18 protein-coding genes are annotated in these 18250 nt (G+C 68.6%); 9 read left to right on the forward strand and 9 right to left on the reverse strand.

Translation table 11 applies throughout. From position 1 onward, the window contains the following. The first annotated feature begins 4 nt into the window (after positions 1-4). Positions 5-1057, forward strand: a complete 1053-nt coding sequence (locus N1027_RS16100; protein WP_259509145.1) for an isopenicillin N synthase family dioxygenase — start codon at positions 5-7, stop codon at positions 1055-1057. After that, positions 1054-2412, forward strand: a complete 1359-nt coding sequence (locus tag N1027_RS16105) for an MFS transporter (protein ID WP_259509146.1) — start codon at positions 1054-1056, stop codon at positions 2410-2412. Before N1027_RS16100 ends, N1027_RS16105 begins: the two co-directional genes overlap by 4 nt. A 61-nt stretch (positions 2413-2473) precedes the next feature. Here the strand turns inward: N1027_RS16105 and N1027_RS16110 are convergent, their stop codons facing one another. The 3 genes from N1027_RS16110 to N1027_RS16120 form a co-directional block, all read right to left on the reverse strand. Beyond that, on the reverse strand, positions 2474-4711 hold the full coding sequence (locus N1027_RS16110; RefSeq protein WP_259510439.1) for a HelD family protein: 2238 nt from the start codon (positions 4709-4711) through the stop codon (positions 2474-2476). An 88-nt stretch (positions 4712-4799) separates the two neighbouring features. Further along, on the reverse strand, positions 4800-5174 hold the full coding sequence (locus tag N1027_RS16115) for an FKBP-type peptidyl-prolyl cis-trans isomerase (RefSeq protein WP_259509147.1): 375 nt from the start codon (positions 5172-5174) through the stop codon (positions 4800-4802). 26 nt (positions 5175-5200) lie between these two features. Further along, positions 5201-6445, reverse strand: coding sequence for a PrsW family intramembrane metalloprotease (locus N1027_RS16120; protein ID WP_259509148.1), 1245 nt, complete (start codon positions 6443-6445; stop codon positions 5201-5203). A 124-nt stretch (positions 6446-6569) separates the two neighbouring features. Between N1027_RS16120 and N1027_RS16125 the strand changes: the two genes are divergently transcribed. The 3 genes from N1027_RS16125 (at position 6570) to N1027_RS16135 (ending at position 9106) form a co-directional block, all read left to right on the forward strand. Then, positions 6570-7454, forward strand: a complete 885-nt coding sequence (locus N1027_RS16125) for a fumarylacetoacetate hydrolase family protein (protein WP_259509149.1) — start codon at positions 6570-6572, stop codon at positions 7452-7454. 49 nt (positions 7455-7503) lie between these two features. Further along, complete coding sequence (locus N1027_RS16130; RefSeq protein WP_259509150.1) at positions 7504-7971, forward strand: MerR family transcriptional regulator; 468 nt, start codon at positions 7504-7506, stop codon at positions 7969-7971. 148 nt (positions 7972-8119) lie between these two features. Beyond that, on the forward strand, positions 8120-9106 hold the full coding sequence (locus N1027_RS16135; RefSeq protein WP_259509151.1) for an aldo/keto reductase: 987 nt from the start codon (positions 8120-8122) through the stop codon (positions 9104-9106). A gap of 68 nt (positions 9107-9174) precedes the next feature. Here N1027_RS16135 and N1027_RS16140 read toward each other — a convergent pair whose 3' ends face one another. Next, the gene (locus N1027_RS16140; protein ID WP_259509152.1) at positions 9175-9822 is read right to left on the reverse strand and encodes a TetR/AcrR family transcriptional regulator; all 648 of its coding nucleotides are present in this window, start codon (positions 9820-9822) and stop codon (positions 9175-9177) included. Positions 9823-9941: 119 nt separating this feature from the next. Between N1027_RS16140 and N1027_RS16145 the strand changes: the two genes are divergently transcribed. Continuing rightward, positions 9942-10688, forward strand: coding sequence for an SDR family NAD(P)-dependent oxidoreductase (locus tag N1027_RS16145; protein ID WP_259510441.1), 747 nt, complete (start codon positions 9942-9944; stop codon positions 10686-10688). A gap of 73 nt (positions 10689-10761) precedes the next feature. Here N1027_RS16145 and N1027_RS16150 read toward each other — a convergent pair whose 3' ends face one another. Next, positions 10762-11550 carry a GNAT family N-acetyltransferase gene (locus N1027_RS16150; protein ID WP_259509153.1) on the reverse strand — a complete coding sequence of 263 codons (789 nt, stop codon included), beginning with the start codon at positions 11548-11550 and terminating at the stop codon, positions 10762-10764. 102 nt (positions 11551-11652) lie between these two features. On the opposite strand from N1027_RS16150, the gene N1027_RS16155 reads away from it, so the two are divergent. From N1027_RS16155 to N1027_RS16165, 3 genes are all read left to right on the forward strand, one after another. Continuing rightward, positions 11653-12462 carry an NAD(P)H-binding protein gene (locus tag N1027_RS16155; protein WP_259509154.1) on the forward strand — a complete coding sequence of 270 codons (810 nt, stop codon included), beginning with the start codon at positions 11653-11655 and terminating at the stop codon, positions 12460-12462. Positions 12463-12540: 78 nt separating this feature from the next. Continuing rightward, positions 12541-13254 (forward strand): SDR family NAD(P)-dependent oxidoreductase, encoded by a 714-nt coding sequence (locus N1027_RS16160; protein WP_259509155.1) that lies wholly within the window; start codon positions 12541-12543, stop codon positions 13252-13254. Positions 13255-13288: 34 nt separating this feature from the next. Then, positions 13289-13654: an SgcJ/EcaC family oxidoreductase gene (locus N1027_RS16165; RefSeq protein WP_259509156.1), complete on the forward strand. Its 366-nt coding sequence runs from the start codon at positions 13289-13291 to the stop codon at positions 13652-13654. Positions 13655-13695: 41 nt separating this feature from the next. Here the strand turns inward: N1027_RS16165 and N1027_RS16170 are convergent, their stop codons facing one another. The 4 genes from N1027_RS16170 to N1027_RS16185 form a co-directional block, all read right to left on the reverse strand. After that, entirely contained in the window at positions 13696-14688 is a 993-nt protein-coding gene (locus N1027_RS16170) for an LLM class F420-dependent oxidoreductase (RefSeq protein WP_259509157.1), read from the reverse strand. Positions 14689-14777: 89 nt separating this feature from the next. Continuing rightward, complete coding sequence (locus N1027_RS16175) at positions 14778-15272, reverse strand: hypothetical protein (protein WP_259509158.1); 495 nt, start codon at positions 15270-15272, stop codon at positions 14778-14780. 78 nt (positions 15273-15350) lie between these two features. Beyond that, entirely contained in the window at positions 15351-16811 is a 1461-nt protein-coding gene (locus tag N1027_RS16180) for a DUF2252 domain-containing protein (protein WP_259509159.1), read from the reverse strand. 12 nt (positions 16812-16823) lie between these two features. After that, positions 16824-18158, reverse strand: coding sequence for a DUF1254 domain-containing protein (locus N1027_RS16185; RefSeq protein WP_259509160.1), 1335 nt, complete (start codon positions 18156-18158; stop codon positions 16824-16826). Positions 18159-18250: the final 92 nt, after the last annotated feature.

Genomic DNA, 18250 nt, shown 5'->3' on the forward strand with positions numbered 1-18250 from the left:
ACTTATGACTCTCAGCACCCCCGGCACGGCGACCCTTCCCGTGCTCGACTTCTCGCGGCTCGCCGAGGGCGACGCAGAAGCCGCGGCCTTCCGCACCGAACTGCGCGAGGCCACTCACGACTACGGCTTCTTCTCCCTCGTGGGCCACGGAGTCCCCCAGGAGCTGATCGACCGCATCATGCTCACCGCCCGCCGCTTCTTCGACCTTCCCGAAGCCGACAAACTGGCCATCGAAAACCTGAAGAGCCCGCATTTCCGCGGTTACACCCGGGTGGGCGGCGAACTCACGCAGGGCAAGGTCGACTGGCGCGAACAGATCGACATCGGCACCGAACGCGAACCGGTCGCGATCACCCCCGAAACCCCTGACTACCTCCGCCTCGAGGGCCCGAACCAGTGGCCCGCCGCATTGCCCGAGCTGCGGGAAGTCGTGACCGAATGGCACGACGAGCTCACCCGCGTGAGTCTGACGCTGTTGCGCGAATGGGCGCTCTCGCTCGGCGCCGATGAGCACGTCTTCGACGCCGCCTTCGCGGAGCGCCCCTCGACCCTGATCAAGATCGTGCGCTACCCGGGCAAGAGCGACCCGGAACCGAAGCAGGGTGTCGGCGCCCACAAGGACTCCGGCGTGCTGACACTTCTCCTCGTCGAACCCGGTAAGGGCGGCCTGCAGGTGGAGAAGGATGGCGAGTGGATCGACGCTCCCCCCATCCCGGGCGCCTTCGTGGTGAACATCGGCGAGCTCCTCGAGGTGGCGACGAACGGCTACCTCAAGGCCACCGTGCACCGGGTGATCTCGCCGCGCATCGGCGACGACCGCATCTCCATCCCCTTTTTCTACAGCCCGGCATTGGATGCGACGATCCCCGTGCTTCCGCTGCCCCCCGCGCTCGCGGCGCAAGCACGCGGTGTCACCACCGACCCCGACAACCCGATCTTCACCACCTATGGGGAGAACGCGCTGAAGAGCCGCCTGCGGGCGCATCCTGACGTCGCAGCCATCCACCACGCCGACCTCGTGTCGAAAGCGGTCACCCCCGCATCCGTCGACGAGTGAGCGACCAACCCGCAGCAGCACCGGGGCCGGTACCGGAGGCCGACGCCGACGAGCCGGCCCGGCGGCGCAACCCCTTCGCCGACCTGACCCCCCTCCGTGCGAGCCCCGCGTTCGCGCGCCTGTGGGCCGGTCAGGCGATCTCGGGAATCGGCAGCCAGATGACAATCGTGGCCGTAGGGCTCGACATCTACCGCCTCACCGAATCGACGCTCGCGGTCGCCGGCGTCGCGCTCTTCGCACTGGTTCCGATGATCGTGTTCGGTCTCTACGGCGGCATGCTGGCGGATGCGTTCGACCGGCGAGCCGTCGCCCTGATCGCGGCCATCGTGGCCTGGTCGTCGACGGCGGCCATCGCGATCCTGGCCTGGTCGGGCGCCGACAGCGTCGTTGCCCTCTACGCGCTCTCCACGGTGAACGCCGTAGCCGCGACCGTCATCACGACCACGCGCTCGGCGATCTTCCCGCGCCTGCTCCCCCGCGAGCTGCTGCCCGCGGCGGCGGCTCTGAACGGCATCACCTTCGGCATCATGGTGACCGTGGGCCCGGCTTTGGCGGGCGTACTCGTGGCGACGGTCGGCTTCGGCTGGACCTATTCGGTCGACGTCGTGCTCTTCGTCGCCGCGTTCCTCGGCATCGCGAGCCTCCCGCGCATCCTGCCCGAAGGCGAGGTGCAGCGACCCGGCTTGGCGTCACTGCGGTACGGATTCGCGTTCCTGAAGCGAGCCCCGAACATCCGGGCGTCGTTCCTGATCGACATCTTCGCGATGACCTTCGGTCAACCCCGCGTACTCTTCCCGGCGATCGGGGTGCTGGTGCTGGGCGGCGGAGCGATCACGGTCGGCATCCTCACCGCCGCGTACGCGATCGGCTCGACGCTCACGGGCGTGTTCTCGGGGCGACTCGGCCACGTGCGGATGCAGGGCCAGGCGATCGCGCACGCCGTGCAGGTCTACGGCGGGTTCATCGCGGCCTTCGGCGGGGTGGTGCTCATCGCATCCACCGCCGGAGCACCGGTGTCGCAGGATCTCGGCGACGCGAACGTGCCGGCCCTGGTTCTGGCCGCTGTCGCGCTGATCGGCGCCGGCGCCGCCGACGAGGTGAGCGCCATCTACCGAGGCACGATGCTGCAGACCGCCGTGCCCGACAACATGCGCGGACGCCTGCAGGGCGTGTTCACGGTGGTGGTGACCGGTGGGCCACGGGTCGGCGACCTCTACGTCGGAGCTCTCTCGGTCTTCGCCGCGCTCTGGTTCCCGCCGCTGTTCGGCGGCGTCGTGATCGTGGTGGCGGTCACGATCATCCTGCGTCTGGTGCACTCCTTCCGCGCCTATGACGCGGTCGACCCCCGGCCCTAGGAGCCGGCGGCCCCAGGGAACCTCGGCCTCAGCAACCCTCAGCCCCCCACGAACGCTCGCCTCAGAGCCCCGCGGGTGGCTCCTCGCCGGGCGCCAAGAGGAGCGCGAGACGCTGAGTGGGGCGCGTCATCGCAACGTAGAGAGCCGAGGCGCCGCGGGTGTTCTCGGCCACGATCCCGGCCGGTGAGACCACGACCACCGAGTCGAACTCGAGGCCCTTCGCTTCGGCCGGCTCGAGCAGGGCTACCCGGCGCGAGAGGCCGGCGACACCGACGCCGACACCGGAACCGAACGCATCCGTCAGCACTCGCGTCAACGACGGGATCAGTGAGACGGGCGCGATCACGGCGACCGTTCCGCCCGCGGCGGCCATCGCGGAAGCCTCGTCGGCTGCATCCGCGACGAGCGACGCCTCCGAGTCGCTCGACCTCGCCGTCACCGGCCATTCCGTCGTGCGCACCGAACGCGAGCGTGTGACCGTCAGTCCGCTGGCGTGCGCCACCCGCTCGGCCGCATCCACGATCTGTGAGGGCGTTCGGTAGTTCACCGTCAACTCCTCGAGCCGCCAGTTCTCGCCGATCAGCGGTTCGAGAGTCGATGACCAACTCGTCGACGAGGCCGCCGAACTCGCCTGCGCGACATCCCCCACGATCGTGAAGGAGCGCAGCGGCGACTTGCGCAGCAGCACACGCCACTGCATCGGCGAGAGCTCCTGCGCTTCGTCGACCACGATGTGCCCGTACGTCCACGAGCGATCGGATGCCGCACGCTCCGCCGTGGTGAGGCGCACCGTCGACTCCTCGAAACCGGCCACCACCGACTCGGCCGAGACCAGACCGCCGACCTCCATGTTGCGGATGGCGTTCTTCGCGTTCTCGAGATCGCGCTTGCGTTGCGCCTTCTCGGCACGTTTCACGGCGGCGTTCCCCGGGTCGTATTCGCCGAGCAGTTCGGCCGCCTCGTCGAGCAGCGGAACATCCGAGACCGTGAAGGCGCTTCCCCGCTCTCGGCTCAGCAGCTCGCGCTTCGCCTTCGACCAGTGCCCCGTGATCGTCGCGAGCCATTGCGGGCGGGCGTAGAGGTCTTCGACCAACTTCTCGGGGGTCAGGGGCAGCCAGGCCGTGTTGAGCGCGACGCGCACGTCGTAGGCGGTGCGGATATCCTCCCGGAGGTAAGCGAGATCGGAATCGTCGACCGTGCTCCCCCGCCGCCGCAACTGGTCGGCCAGCTGACGCGTCAGCTGCGCCAGCACGTTCTTCACGAACTGCACGCGCCCCTCGTTGTAGGGCTTGCCCGACTCGCGCGCCTTCGCCATCGCGTCGGCGATCACCGCGGGTTGGAGCAGCAGCTTCTCGCCGTTGATCTCGAGGGCGATCGCTTCTTCGGGCACGCGCTGCCGCGATCGCACCGCGCGACGCACCAGCGCCGCCATCTCGGCCGATCCTTTCAGCGCGGCGACGGCGGGCGCATCCTCCTCGAGCGCTTCGAGGCCGGGGTACAACTGCCCGAGACTCGACAACACGACGCCGGTCTCGCCGAGGCTCGGCAGCACCGCATTGATGTATTGCAGGAACGCCGGGCTGGGGCCGACCACGAGCACACCGCTCGACCCGAGCCGCTCCCGGTAGGTGTAGAGCAGGTAGGCGGCGCGGTGCAGCGCCACCGCCGTCTTGCCCGTTCCGGGGCCGCCCTGCACCACGAGCACGCCACCCAGTTCCGACCGGATGACGCGATCCTGCTCGGCCTGAATGGTGGAGACGATGTCGTGCATCTGTCCGGTGCGCTGTGCGGAGAGGGCCGCGAGCAGGGCGCCCTCGCCCTGGAGCTGGGTGCCCTCCTCGTCGAGCAGGGTGGAGTCGAAGACCTCGTCCTCGATGCGAACGACCTCACGGCCGCGCGTGGTGAGGTGGCGACGGGCCCGGGCGCCGAGCGGTGTGGCCGCCGTGGCCTGGTAGAAAGCCCGGGCCTGCGGGGCACGCCAGTCGAGCAGCAGCGGTTCGAGGTCTTCGTCACGCAGGCCGATGCGTCCGATGTAGCGCAGCCGGGAGCCGTCGGTGTCGGGATCGATCAGTTCGAGCCGGCCGAACGCTAGTCGTTCTCCGACCTCGCGAAGCTGGTGGATGCGATCTTCATACGCACGGGCGAAGGCATCGCGCTCCGAACGGCTCTGGTGATTGCCACCGACATTCTCGCGCCGCACGGCGGCGAGTTCTTGCTCGGCCTCGCTGCGCAGATGATCGAGGCGAGCATAGAGTCCTTCGACGTAGTCACGCTCGCGCGCCAGTTCTTCCTCCGCCACGGCACCTCCCGGATTCGGCAAGCAAGTCTACGCCGCGAATGCCGGGAAGATGCCGAGGCGAAGGTTTCCGGAGGGTGAATCCGAGGTGTTAGGGAACGTCGACCAGGTCGATCACGAAGATCAACGTCTTCCCGGCGAGGAAGTGGCCGCTGCCCTCGGGGCCGTAGGCCAGGTGCGGCGGGATGGTGAGCTTGCGACGACCGCCGGCCTTCATGCCCGGGATGCCTTCCTGCCAGCCGGCGATCAGGCCGTTCAGCGGGAAGGTGATGGTCTCGCCGCGGTTCCAGGAAGAGTCGAACTCCTCGCCGGTCTCATATTCGACGCCGAGGTAGTGAACCTCGACGGTCGCGCCGGGAGTGGCCTCCGCGCCGGTGCCCTCGACGACGTCGACGATCTCGAGAGCGGTGGGGGCCGGGCCCTCGGGGAATTCGATTTCGGGCTTGGTGCCGATGGGATCTGTCATGTCTCCATCCAATCCCACCCCGGGGGTCAGGTCAAAGCGGACGCCGCGGCCAGCGCGACCCTGTCGGCCAGGATCGCGTCGAGCAGCTCCGCCTCGTCGTGCTTCGGCGCGATGTTCGCGCGGTCGACGAGAAGCCGTTGCCGCACGAACGCCAAACGGGTGGAGTCGCGGATGAACGACTTCAGTGCGGCGGGACCGTTGCCGCCCGGCAGCGTGCGCGCCCAGCGCCGCGCCTGCCGCCTTCCCGCTCCCGACGAGAGCATGTCGACCTCGGCGGGGCTGAACCAACCGGCCTCCGCGTATTCGCCGAGCCTCGCCCGGGTGAGTCGCGCCTCTGATTTGCGCAGCAGCACAACGAACACCACGGCCAGGGCGAAGAGCGGCACCTGCACCACGAAGTAGATGAGGAAGAAGCCGTCGAGGCCCTCGACCACGAAGGTCGAGCCGTTCCAGAGCGCGTGCAGCGCGATGGCCAGCAGGAGGCCGGCGAAGAAGATGCCCACGCCCTTCAGCCAGCCCTTGCGTCGAGCGGCGAAGCCCAGCGCGACACCGGTGCAGGCCGTGAACATCACGTGCGCGAACGGCGACATGATGCCGCGCAGCACGAAGGTGAAGCCGAGCCCCACCCCGCCCGACTCGATCAGCGCCTGACCGAAGTAGAGGATGTTCTCGGTGAAGGCGAACCCGGCGGCCACTGTGGAGCCGTAGACCAGTCCGTCGACCGGACCATCGAACTGCTTGCGGAAGAACAGCAGCAGGATCAGGACGCCGACGGCTTTCGCCCCCTCTTCGACGATGGGAGCCTGGATCACCGACCCCCACAGCTCGCTCGTCGTGCTCTGGCCGTCGCTTGCGATGGCGACGGCCACCTGCACCCCGAAATCGACGATCAGGGCGATGGCGATGGATGCCGCAGCCCCCCAGAGGAACGCGAACCAGAGTGCGGGCCGGGGTTCGGGTTCCCATCGGTCGATCACCGTGATCGCGGTGACGACGACGGCAAGCGGCACCAGGGCGAGGATGGCGCAGATGACGAACGCCGCCGGCCCGAGCCCGAGCACGAGATAGCCCACGACGGCGAGGAAGACGAAGCCCAAAAGGATGAAGCCCACGATCGCCAGCGCGAACACCGCGGTGCGGGTGCGGCGCGGTGGGGGGCCGGGCGCGATGACGGGCATCGGTGGCAACGCGACCGTGGGCGGCTGCACCGCTCCGGGTGCGGATTCGGGGGCAGCGCCGTTCTGCGGCTCCGCGGACACGGGATCGAACATCGTCAAGAGCAATCCTCACCTTCGCAACACTCGACAGCGTAGCGGACCGGGGCCCCGCACCGCAGCTTCTGACTGCCGCCGAGCTGCCATCCGGTACACCGGTCGTGCCCGATAGCCTGGGCAGGTGAGATTCGCGCACCTGTCCCCCCGTTCCACAGCCGGAAGGGAGCCCGCAGGCTTCTACGTCGTCGACGGGCACCGAGTGCTTCCGGTCGGAGCGGTCGCCGACGATGCTCCGCGAGACCTCCAAGAGCTGATCGAGCGGGGAGACGGCGAACTGCAGCGCCTCCGTGCCGCCGTCGCCGCTCACGGATGGAACGACGCCGCCGACCTCTCGGGGTTCGAACACGCTCCCGCGGTCTCCCGGCCGCCCTCGATCATCGCCATCGGGCTGAACTACGGCGCGCACGCCTCCGAACTCAACCTCGACATGGCGGCGGCGCCCACCGTCTTCGCCTTCTGGCCGAGCTCGCTCGCGCCGCACGAGGGCACCACGAGCTGGCCAGAGTCGCTCAGCAGCGAGGTCGACTACGAGGCCGAACTGGGCGTCATCATCGGCAAGCCGGCCAAAGACGTCAGCATCGCGGATGCCCTCGACCACGTCTTCGGATACACGATCGTCAACGACATCACGGCGCGCAACGTGCAGTTCAGCGAAGCCCAATGGATCCGTTGCAAGAGCTTCGACGGTTTCACCCCGGTGGGGCCCGTGGTGGTCACCGCAGACGAAGTGCCCGATCCGCAAGATCTGCGACTGGGCACGGTGCTCGACGGTCGCACGGTGCAGGACTCCTCGACGAGCGAGATGATCCACAGCGTCGCGAAGCTGATCAGCGTGCTCTCGCAGTCGACCACGCTGCTGCCCGGCACGCTGATCTCCACCGGTTCACCGGCCGGCGCCGGCTACTCGCGGAAGCCCCAGATCTTCTTGAAGAACCACTCCACGGTCACCATCTGGATCGACGGCATCGGCCAGCTCACGACGCACTGCCGGGTGATCGGGGAGTAGCGCTCGCTGGGGTTGACCTGGAGTGGGGTCCAGGTTGCAGCATGGGGGTATGCCTCCTGTCCCGCTTCCCCGTCTCGACGTACCGGTGCCGGCCGACGGACTGTCAATCGGCGATGTCGCACACGCGACCGGGCTGAGCATCGACACCCTGCGGTACTACGAAAGCGCCGGGCTGATGCTCGACCCCACGCCGCGTGATCCCGGCGGTCGCCGCCGCTACACACGCAACGACCTCGACTGGATCGCCGGGCTGATCATGCTCCGCGAGACCGGCATGTCGATCGCCGACGTGCGACGGATGGCCGAGCTCAGCCGCGAGGCCGGCACCGAGGCCGACCGTCTCGTCGTGCTCGAGGGCCACCGCGCCCGCGTGCTCGCCGACCTCGCCCGAACGCGGGCGCACCTCACCGCCCTGGAGAAGAAGATCACGTCGTATCGCGCGGCAATAGAGGCAGATACGAACGCAGATACGAACGAGACCGAAAGCCGCGGGCCGCACTCACCCACCCCGGGGTGAGCGCGCGGCCGCGTCAGCGACCGCACGCGAACATGTCGCCTCGCGCCGCAGAAGCGGCGGCGCGAGCAATAAGGGCCCGCCCAGCCGAAGGCCGGGCGAGCCCGGAAAGCGGCGATTCGGCACCCCCACCCACCCGAAAGGACCCCGCATGACCACCCCCACATCCCCCCTAGGCGACGGCCTCTCCGTGTCGGCCATCGGACTCGGCGCCATGGGCATGAGCGCCTTCTACGGCGCGAGCGACGAGACCGAATCGATCGCCACCCTGCGCCACGCCCTCGACCTCGGTGTCACGTTCATCGACACCGCAGAGGCGTACGGCCCGTTCGAGAACGAGAAGCTGATCGCGCGTGCGCTCGGCGACCGCCGCGACGAGGTGACGCTCGCCACGAAGGCGTCGGCCGAGACCGACGACGACGGCACCGTGCACGGTCGCAACGGCACCCCGGCCTACATCCGCAAGGCCGCCGAGCGCTCGCTGCGCCACCTCGGCACCGATGTGATCGACCTCTACTACCTGCACCGCGTCGATCCCGGCGTTCCGATCGAGGAGAGCGTCGGCGCCATGGCCGAGCTCGTGGCCGAGGGAAAAGTGCGGCACATCGGGCTGTCGGAAGCCTCGGCGACGACGATCCAGCGGGCGCACGCCGTGCATCCGCTCGCCGCCGTGCAATCGGAGTTCTCGCTGTTCGCGCGCGACGTGCTGCACAACGACGAGAAGGCCACCACCGACGAACTCGGCATCGGGTTCGTCGCGTTCTCGCCACTCGGACGCGGATTCCTCACCGGCGACATCCGCTCGGTCGACGACCTCGACCCCGACGACGCACGGCGGGGCCTGCCGCGGTTCCAGCCCGATGCCATCGCCGCGAATCTCGCACTCGTCGACCGGGTGAACGCGATCGCAGCCGAGAAGGGCGTCTCGAACGCCCAGATCGCCCTGGCCTGGCTGATGGCGCAGGGCGTGGTGCCGATCCCGGGCACACGCAGCCGCCGGCGGCTCGAGGAGAACGCTGCGGCGACGAGTATCCGCCTCGACGCCTCCGAGCTCGCACGCCTCGCCGACGCGCTGCCTGACGACGAGATCGTCGGCGGCCGCGACTTCGTCGAGCACGCCGCAGGCGTCGATCGCTGATGAGTTACTACGGATTCGAAGAGGAGTGGTGGCCTATAGGGCACCGGTCCCCTTCGAATCGGTAGTAACTAGTCACCACCCCGTGATGCGAGCTGGGGCGACGGATACGGCAACGGATTCGCGTGCCGCGGCAGCAGGCCGTCCAGCGCCAGCGCGAGGTAGCGACGCCAGAGGGCGGGCTCGCTGCGGGCCAGCGGCGCTGCCGTCTGGTAGATGCCGCTCAGCAGCAGGGCGATGTCGTCTCCCGTGACGTCGGCGCGGATGGCGCCGGCCTCCCGGGCGCGCGCCGTGAGTGCGCCGACGAGGGCGTGCAGCCGCTCGATCGACTCCTGAACCCGCTCGTTGTCGGCGGATGCTCCCGCCACGACCTCGCAGAACGCGCGGTCGTCGGCCTGCCGGTGAATCGCCTCAGTCATGAACTCCCGCAGCGCGTCGGCCGGCGGGAGCGTCGCCGCGAGCTCCTGGCCGCGAGCGAGCAGCGTCTCGAGCACGTCGCACACCACCTCAGCGACCAGCGCGTCCTTCGACGCGTAGTGGCGGAACACCGTGCCCTTGCCGACGCCCGCACGAGCGGCGATGTCGGCGACCGAGACCTCCGTTCCGTCGCGCGCCAGCAGTTCTCCCGCGGCGGTGAGCAGGCGCTCTCGATTGCGTCGGGCATCCCGTCGCAGGGCCGGTGCCTGCTCGGGCGCGGTGTTCGAAGCCTGTTCGCTCATGGCTCAAGGATAACCTGACCGCGTGGTCCGATTGCCGGGGGAAGTGCCATTACGATCAAACTGACCGAGCGGTCCGCTTAGAGGACCCGGGGATTCAAGGAGATCGATCAGTGACCGACATGTCGAAGACCAGCCAGACGATGAGCGGAAAGGTCGTGCTCGTCACGGGCGCGTCATCCGGGATCGGGGAGGCGGTGGCACTGTCGCTCTCTGCAGCCGGCGCGAAAGTGGCCGTCGGAGCGCGACGGGTCGACCGGCTCGACGCGCTGGCGCAGCGAGCGGAGGGCGAGGTGTTGCCGCTCGAGCTCGACGTGGCCGATCAGGCCTCCGTGCGTGCCGCCGTCGCGGCCACCCTCGAGCGGTTCGGGCACCTCGACGTGCTCGTGAACAACGCCGGCCTCATGCTGAGTGGCCTGATCGACGGCGCCGACACCACGGAGTGGGATCGGATGGTGGGCACCAACCTGCTGGGCACCCTGTACATGACCCACGCGGCGCTGCCCCACCTGCTGGAGAGCAAGGGCACGATCGTGCAGCTCTCCTCGACCTCGGGGCGCATCGCGAACGCCGGCGGAGGCGTGTACGCGGCCACGAAGTTCGGGGTGAACGCGTTCTCCGAGGCCCTGCGCCAGGAGGTCACCACGCGGGGCGTGCGGGTCGTCGTGGTGGAGCCGGGGTTCACCTCGACCGAGCTCACCACCCACATCTCCGACCCGGTGTCGCGCGCGATGGCCGCGCAGCTGGCGACGCAGATGCGCACCCTGCAGCCCGCCGACATCGCCGCTGCCGTGCTCTACGCGGCCTCGCAGCCGGCGCACGTCGCGGTGAACGAGATCCTCATCCGTCCGACCGATCAGACGCAATGACCTGAGGTCGTCACGGATGGCGGGTGCATCCGGTCGGAGTTCGTGAGGGCCGAGCAGCACACGTCTGGCCGGTCTAGCTGCGCCGCCAGCGGTACGGGGTGGTCGTCGAGACCTTCTGCAGACCCGAACGCTCGAGGATCGGTCGCGAGTACTCGGTCGAATCGCTGTGGATGAGCGACTTCCCCGCGGAGATGGCTGACTGCGCCCGCGCGGCGGTGAGCGCGCGGTAGAGGCCACGACCCCGCCACTCCGCGCGCGTCGCCCCGCCCCAGATGCCGGCGAACGACGTGCCGGCAACGGGTTCGAGGCGACCCGCGGACACGATCTCGCCCTCCACTTCGACCACCCAGAGCTCCATCCCGTCACCGAACCCGAGTCGACGAAGCAGCGCGTTCGCCATCTCATCGGAGGGTGCGTCTCCGAAAACCTCGTCCTGCATGGCGCTCATCGCTCGAACGTCGGCTTCCACGCTCACCTGGCGCAGCGTCGCGCCGGCGGGCAGCGGAATATCGACCGCGAGCGCCTCCGCCGAGCCGATCATGATGGACTCCTGCTCGTCGGGGGTGAACCCGTGGTCGAGGAGTGCCTCATGGAGGCCGGGTGCGATGTCGTGCCCGCGAGTCTTCCACTCCACCCGGGTGATCTCCGGGTCGGCGCGGTAGTGCGCCAGGGCCTCGGCGACGAGTCGTCGGATCTCGCCCGCATCGGCTCCCCCGAGGTCGCGGTAGGTCACGAATCCGCGGCCGTTCGCGAAGGTCACGAGGCGCAACGGCCCCAGAAGGGCGACTTCGATGGCGCTCGGCGTCTCGGCGTCGGTGCGCAGTTGGTCGTCGTAGGCGGCAAGGAGTTCAGCAGTGCTCATGGATCACCATGATGCCGGATGATCGCCCGCCCTTGCCGACCCGAGCCCGGTGCGGCGACCGCCGTCGGGCATGCCGGATCGGCTTCCACGGTTGGAACCATCATGAGTACCTTCTTGATTCTCGGTGGCACCGGCAAGACCGGGCGCCGCCTCGCCCAGCAGCTCCGCATCGCGGGCCACGCTCCTCGACTGGCGAGCCGCGGGCCTCGCGGCGACGTGGTCTTCGACTGGCGAAACCCCTCGACCTACCCCGAGGCCCTCCGCGGCGTGGAGGGCGTCTTCGTGGTGGGCCCGGGATCGGCGACCGACTGGACACCGCAGCTCACCGAGTTCCTCCGCGTCGCCGATGCCGCCGGGGTGGCACGCGTCGTGCTGCTCTCGGCCCGGGGCGTCGAGTTCCTGCCCACCGGGATCGTCGCCCGGGCAGAGGATGCCTTGCGCTCGGGGCCTGTGCCGAGCACCATCCTCCGGCCCTCGCATTTCGCCCAGAACTTCACCGAGGCGATGTTCGTTCCCGTCGACGGGCGGGTCATCGCGCCGGTAGGCGACGGCGCCGAGCCGTTCATCGACGTGGCCGACATCGCCGAGGTGGCTGCCGTCGTGCTGGCCGACGACGGCTTCGACGGCGAGGTGCTCGAGCTCTCGGGACCCGAGGCGATCACCTTCGATCAGGCCGTCGGCGCTCTCAACGCTGTCACCGGTCACAGCGTCGTCTTCGTCGACGAGAGCGACGATGACCACATCGCGAGACTGCGAGCCGCGGGCACGCCCGAGGCCTACGTGACATGGCGGATGGCGATGCTCAGGGGCATCCGGAGCGGCGCGGATGCCCGGGTCAGCGACGGCGTGCAGCGTGCGCTGCACCGGGCGCCGACCTCCTTCGCCGACTGGGCTGCCCGAGAGGCCGCTTGACTTTTGTTGACCGATCGTCTATGAATGTCTCATCAGTAGTTGACTGATCGTCTACCAACATCGGAAGAGAACGGAATCATGAGCACACAGAAGAAGGTCGTCGTCGTCACCGGAGCATCCCAGGGCATCGGAGCGGGTGTCGTGGAGGGCTTCAGGAAGCGCGGCTTCGCGGTCGTCGCGACCTCTCGATCGATCACACCCTCGAACGACCCCGACGTCGTCACCATCGCCGGCGACATCAGCGATCCCGAGACCGCCCGGCGCGTGGTCGCAGCAGCCGTGGAGAATTTCGGCCGCATCGACACCCTCGTCAACAACGCCGGAGTCTTCGCCTCCAAGCCGTTCACGGAGTGGACGCAGGAGGACTTCGAATCCACCCAGGCCGTGAACGTCGGCGGCGTCTTCCACGTCACGCAGGCCGTCGTCGCCCGCCTGCTCGAGCAGGGTGAGGGCGGCCACGTGGTGAGCATCACCACCGCGCTCGTCGACCAGCCCGATGCCCGCGTTCCCGCCGCCCTGGCGTCGATCACCAAGGGCGGTCTCAACGCCCTCACCAAGGGTCTCGCCATCGAATACGCGAGCCGCGGCATCCGGGTCAACGCCGTCGCCCCTGGCTTGATCAAGACACCGATGAACCCCGAGGCCTACCACGAGACCCTGGCCGGCATGCACCCGTTGAACCGGATGGGCGAGATCGACGACATCGTCGACGCCATCCTCTTCCTCGACTCCGCGACCTTCGTGACGGGTGAGATCCTGCACGTCGACGGTGGCCAGAACGCCGGGCACTGAGATCATGGCCCAAAGCGAAAGCGAGACCGACACCATGAGCGACACCGAACGCACGGTCGCAGCCGTGCTCGACGGCTGGAAGGCCGCCATCGAGAACCACGAGCCGGAGAAGGTCGCCACCTTCTTCACCGAGGACGCCCTGTTCCAGGGCTTCCGCCCGACCCATTCGATCGGTCGCGCCGGAGTCACGGAATACTATGCGTCGCAGCCGCTCGGCCTCACCGCCGACTACCGCATCCTCGACGCCCGGCAGCTGGCCGACGACGTGATCGTGGGCTACCAGACCGTGGACTTCGGGTTCACCGATCGCCCCACCATCGCGGTGCACCTCACGGTGGTGCTGCGGAAGGTCGGCGGGGAGTGGCTGATCAGCCATTACCAGGTGTCACGGATCGACTGAGACAGCACCCCGATCGAGGCCGCCGCGACTGAGCGCAGTCGTCAGGAGAGGGCGGGGATGACCCGTTCCTCGAGCAGACGGATGCCCGAGAGGTCGTAGGCGGCCTCCGGTGCGTAGAAGATGCTGTAATCCAAGCCGCGCGCGGCCATGTCGGCGAGGCGTTCGGTGACCTGCTCGACCGTTCCGACTCCGAGGGCGTTGGGGCCGCGGTAGGCCTGCATGAAGGTCTCGGTGGTCTTCTCGCCGAGGTGGGGCGCGACGCGCTCTTCGATGATCCGGAGGCGGTCCTCCACCTCCGACTCGGTCTCCCCCACGACCGCACCGTAGTTGGTGGTGCGGGTGATGGTGCCGAAATCGCGCCCGAGGCGGTCGCAATGCGCGCGCAGCACGGCACTCTTGTGGTCGAACTCCTCCGGCGTGCCCCCGAAGTTCGTGTAGTCGGCGTACTGGGCGGCGATCCGCAGAGTCACCTTCTCGCCGCCACCCGCGACCCAGATCGGGATGCCGCCCGGCTGCAGCGGCAGGGGGCGGACGATCGCACCGTCGAGGGTGAAGTGCGCGCCCTGGTGCGAGACGACACCGTCGGTCCAGGCCGCGCGGAAGATCTGCACCGTCTCGTCGAGCATGCCGAGCCGGTCGCCGATGGCGGGGAATCCGTAGCCGTAGGCACGCCATTCGTGCTCGTACCAGCCACCGCCGATGCCCATCTCGACGCGGCCACCCGAGATCGCGTCAACGGTGGCGGCCACCTTCGCGAGGTAGGCCGGATTGCGGTAGCCCGCGCAGGTGCACATCTGCCCGAGCCGCACACGGGAGGTGGATGCCGCGAGCGCGCTCATCAGCGTCCAGGCCTCGTGCGTGGCCTCCTCACTCGGCACCGGGGTGGTGTGGAAGTGGTCGTAGACCCAGACCGACTCCCACACACCGGCATCGGCGTGTGCGGCGATCGACCGCATCGTGCTCCAATGATCCTCGGTGGGGATGCCCACCAGATCGAAACGCCAACCTTGGGGAACGAAGAGACCGAAGCGCATGGGCCGAGCGTAGCGCGGTCACCCCGCGAATCCGGGACCCCACTTCGTTAACGTGTGGCAAATAAATGCGGGTGACCCATTAGAGGGGCTCAGTGCACCAGGATCTTCAGCAGCACCGCCATGAGACCGAGGCACGCGGTCGCGAGCGCTCCCCCGACCCGCCAGTACCAGCGGTTACCCCGCCCTTCGAAAGCGATCCAGCCGATCACGGCGAGAGACGCGACCCCCACCCAGAGCGCCGCCCAATAGGCGACGATGCCCTCGTTGACACCGAACAGCCCGATCACGAGGAAGACGGTCGGCAGGATCGCGGCGAACAGGAAGCCCCGCGATTTCGCCAGGGCGATCCGGAGGGACTTGCCGAGGTCGACGGAGTCGTCCGACGTGCGTCGACGCTGCTCCGCCACGGTGTGCGAGAAGACTTCGGTGAACCAGAAGACGAGCACGCTCACCACGGTGATGGCGAAGACGTCGAGCACACCGTCGTTCTGGTCGGCCACGGCCACGAAGACGCTGACCAGAACGATGCCGGAGACCAGCTCGGGCGTGACGAGGGTCTGACGCAGGGTTCGCTCCGACACCATCCGCACTGACTCCATCCGCACTGACAGCATCCGCGCTGACAGCATACGCACTCACACCATCCGTGCTGACACCATCACCTAGCTGTTCGCCGTGATCCGCCCCGACTCGGCCGCCGCCCGCACACTCTCGTAGTCCGCGTCGTTCTGATCAGCGTAGCGGTCAGCGAACTCCGCAACAGCCTGATCGAACACGTCTCGGGCGCCCAGGTAGGCGCTGATCTCGAGCCGGCTTCCGGCTCGGGCGTGCGCCCGGGCGAGGGTCTCCCCGCAGAGCCGGGCGTAGATCAGCGCACCCGCAGGCCGAGCCCGCTCCATGTCGACGGATGCCTTGCCGTCACTGAGCTGACGGATGTAGTAGTCCCGCGACGTGCCGTCGACCCGATCCACCCGTTGCCAGCCGAGGAACGAGTCGCTCGCAGCCTGCATCAGCCGCTGGCCCCGCACCACCCGTTCGCCGTGGTTCTCGTACTCCGGCGCATCCATTCCGAACTCGAGAACCGATCGCTGGGCTTGCTTCGCCTGCAGCAGCAGCGGATCGCCCGCATCCGTGCCCTGCAACAGAATCACCCATGCCCGGGTGCCGACGCTCCCGACTCCCACCACCTTCCGGGCGAGATGGTAATAGCTGAACTCCCGCAACGGATGCGGCTGGTCGAGCAGCGTGGACTGGTAGCTGCGCAACAGGGCCGGGATGGCCACACGGTCGTCGACCAGGTCGCCGCCGCCGAACCCGCCCTCGTCGGGGGGCAGCTCCTCGACCGGCACGATCAGCGGCGGCGTGGAGACGAACTTCAGTCGGCCGTCGACCTCGCGCACCAACTTCGAGAAGGCCCGGGCACTGTCGTGCTCGTTGGCCGACGCGATCGTCGACTCGGTGACCTTCATCTGGTGCTGCTTGGCGGTGCCCTCGGCGGCGGCCTCGCGCAGCAGAGCGCGCACCTCGTTCGCCTCGAGGCGCTCGTACCAGCTGTCGAGAACCCTGCCTGAAGCGGCGCGGCGGATCGCACTGCGGTAGGCGCCCGCCACGGCCAGAACGGTCGCCCGCCGGTCGGCGTCGGAGAACCCCCGATGCCGCGCGGCGATCTCGAAACTGGCCGCGAGCCGCTTCACGTCCCACTCGAAGGGGCCTCGCGCGGTCTCGTCGAAGTCGTTGAGGTCGAAGATCAAGGATCGCTCGGGCGTCTTGAACAGGCCGAAGTTCGCCAGGTGGGCATCGCCGCAGAGTTGCGTGACGATGCCCGAGTCGGGCAGGGCGGCGAGATCGCCCGCCATGATGGCAGCGCCTCCCCGGTAGAAGGCGAACGGCGAGCTGAGCATCCGTTGGTAGCGCACCGGGATGAGGGAGCGCACTCGCGACTCCGCCTGCTTCTCGAGCGTGTCGACGACGTCGGTGCGGTCGTCGGCTGGTCGCCAGACGGCGTGGCTCCGCCGGGGAGAACGGGCTCGAGCGGAACGCCCCGCATCGGTACGCTCGGCGTTGCTGCGCGAGAGGGGCACCCCGCTGTCGGCCGCGATGGTGACGAGCGAGTTGGTGGTCATGATCGTTCCTCCTCAGAGCACCACGGGCTTCAGTGCGGGTGGATTCCAGGTGCCGTCGAGGGCCGACGGCTGGGGCGAGTAGAGCCGCATGATGATCCGCAAGGGTCCGGCCGGCGCCGGCAACCAGTTCGCGGTGCGGTCGCCGCCGGGGTCGGTGGCGCTGTAGTAGAGGTCGAGCGACCCGTCGGGGTTGTAGACCAGCGGATCGCGGTCGCCGAGCGCGAAGCGATCCAGCGGATTGGCTGCCTGGAAACTGTCCTTGTCGTACATGGTGACCGACCAGAAGGCGTCCACCGGGGGCAGCTCGGTCTTCTCGAAGTGCTGCAGATACGATTTCTCGCCCACGATCGGTGATCCGTCGGAATCGGCGACGACCATCGGGTACACCGCGTCCTCGGCGGGGTTCGCGCCGAGACCCACCATCGCCACGATGGCGCGTTTGAGGTAGAAGTTGCCGTACACCCCCATCGTGTCGGTGTTCATCACCCACCCGTTCGTGACGCGGGCCAGGGTCGGCAGCTCGGCCAGCTGGTGGGCGAGCGCATCCGCCTTGCCGGCTTCCAGCGCGGCCAGCCCGTCGGCATCGAGGCCGGAGGCATCGAACTCCTCCCCCGGCATGAAGCCGAGGCGGGCGATCCGGGCGAGCACCGAGAAGTCGGTGGCGTGCGGCGGATACTGCTGCACGAGCCGTGCCGCGTAGCCGAGGAAGTCGACCGCCGAGAGTCCGTTCACGATGTGCAGCGGCTCGCCCGTCAGGTCGACACCGGACGGGGCGACGGATGCCCGCACCTCGTGTGTGAGGTCGCCGCCGTCGAGCGCACTCAGCGTCAACCCGCTCTGAAAGCGGTGCACGGCGTCGTAGTCGGCCGGCCCGTCGGTCTGGGTGCGGCCGATCAGCCACACCACCGAGGTGGTCGCACGGATGAGGTGCGCGCCCGCCGGCACGTCGCCGCTCCAATCCGGCCCCGCGATGACGAAGGTTCCGGCGCCGGTGCCGGTGGTTCGTTTCCCCGGCACCGCGAACACGTCGGTCCACATGTCGAGCAGGGGGAGCAAGTAGTAGCGCCCGCCGGAATCCGCGACCCCGAGCACGATCGGGCCGTCTTCGAGGTCGAGCCAGACGACGCTGTACAGGGTGTCGAAGTTCGGCGCGACGACGCTCCGGAAGTCGGCCGGCGGAAACTGCTGCACGTGTGAGAACGCGTTCGGGGCGCTGTGCCCGACGGCGGTGGCGTCGGTGGTGTCGGTCAGCTGCATCCGGGTCACGTCCATGGTGACGATCGGGTACAGATAGGAGAAGGCCTCAGCGGCCAATTCGCGGATCTCGCCCGCGTCAATCGTGCTCATCGTCGTTCCTCCGGGGTCGCTGCTGCGAGTCAAGCGGAGCCCGGTAGCACTGTCGTCATCCCACTCGGGTGATCCCGACAGGGGCACATCCG

Source organism: Herbiconiux aconitum (genome assembly GCF_024979235.1).
Taxonomy (GTDB): domain Bacteria; phylum Actinomycetota; class Actinomycetes; order Actinomycetales; family Microbacteriaceae; genus Herbiconiux; species Herbiconiux aconitum.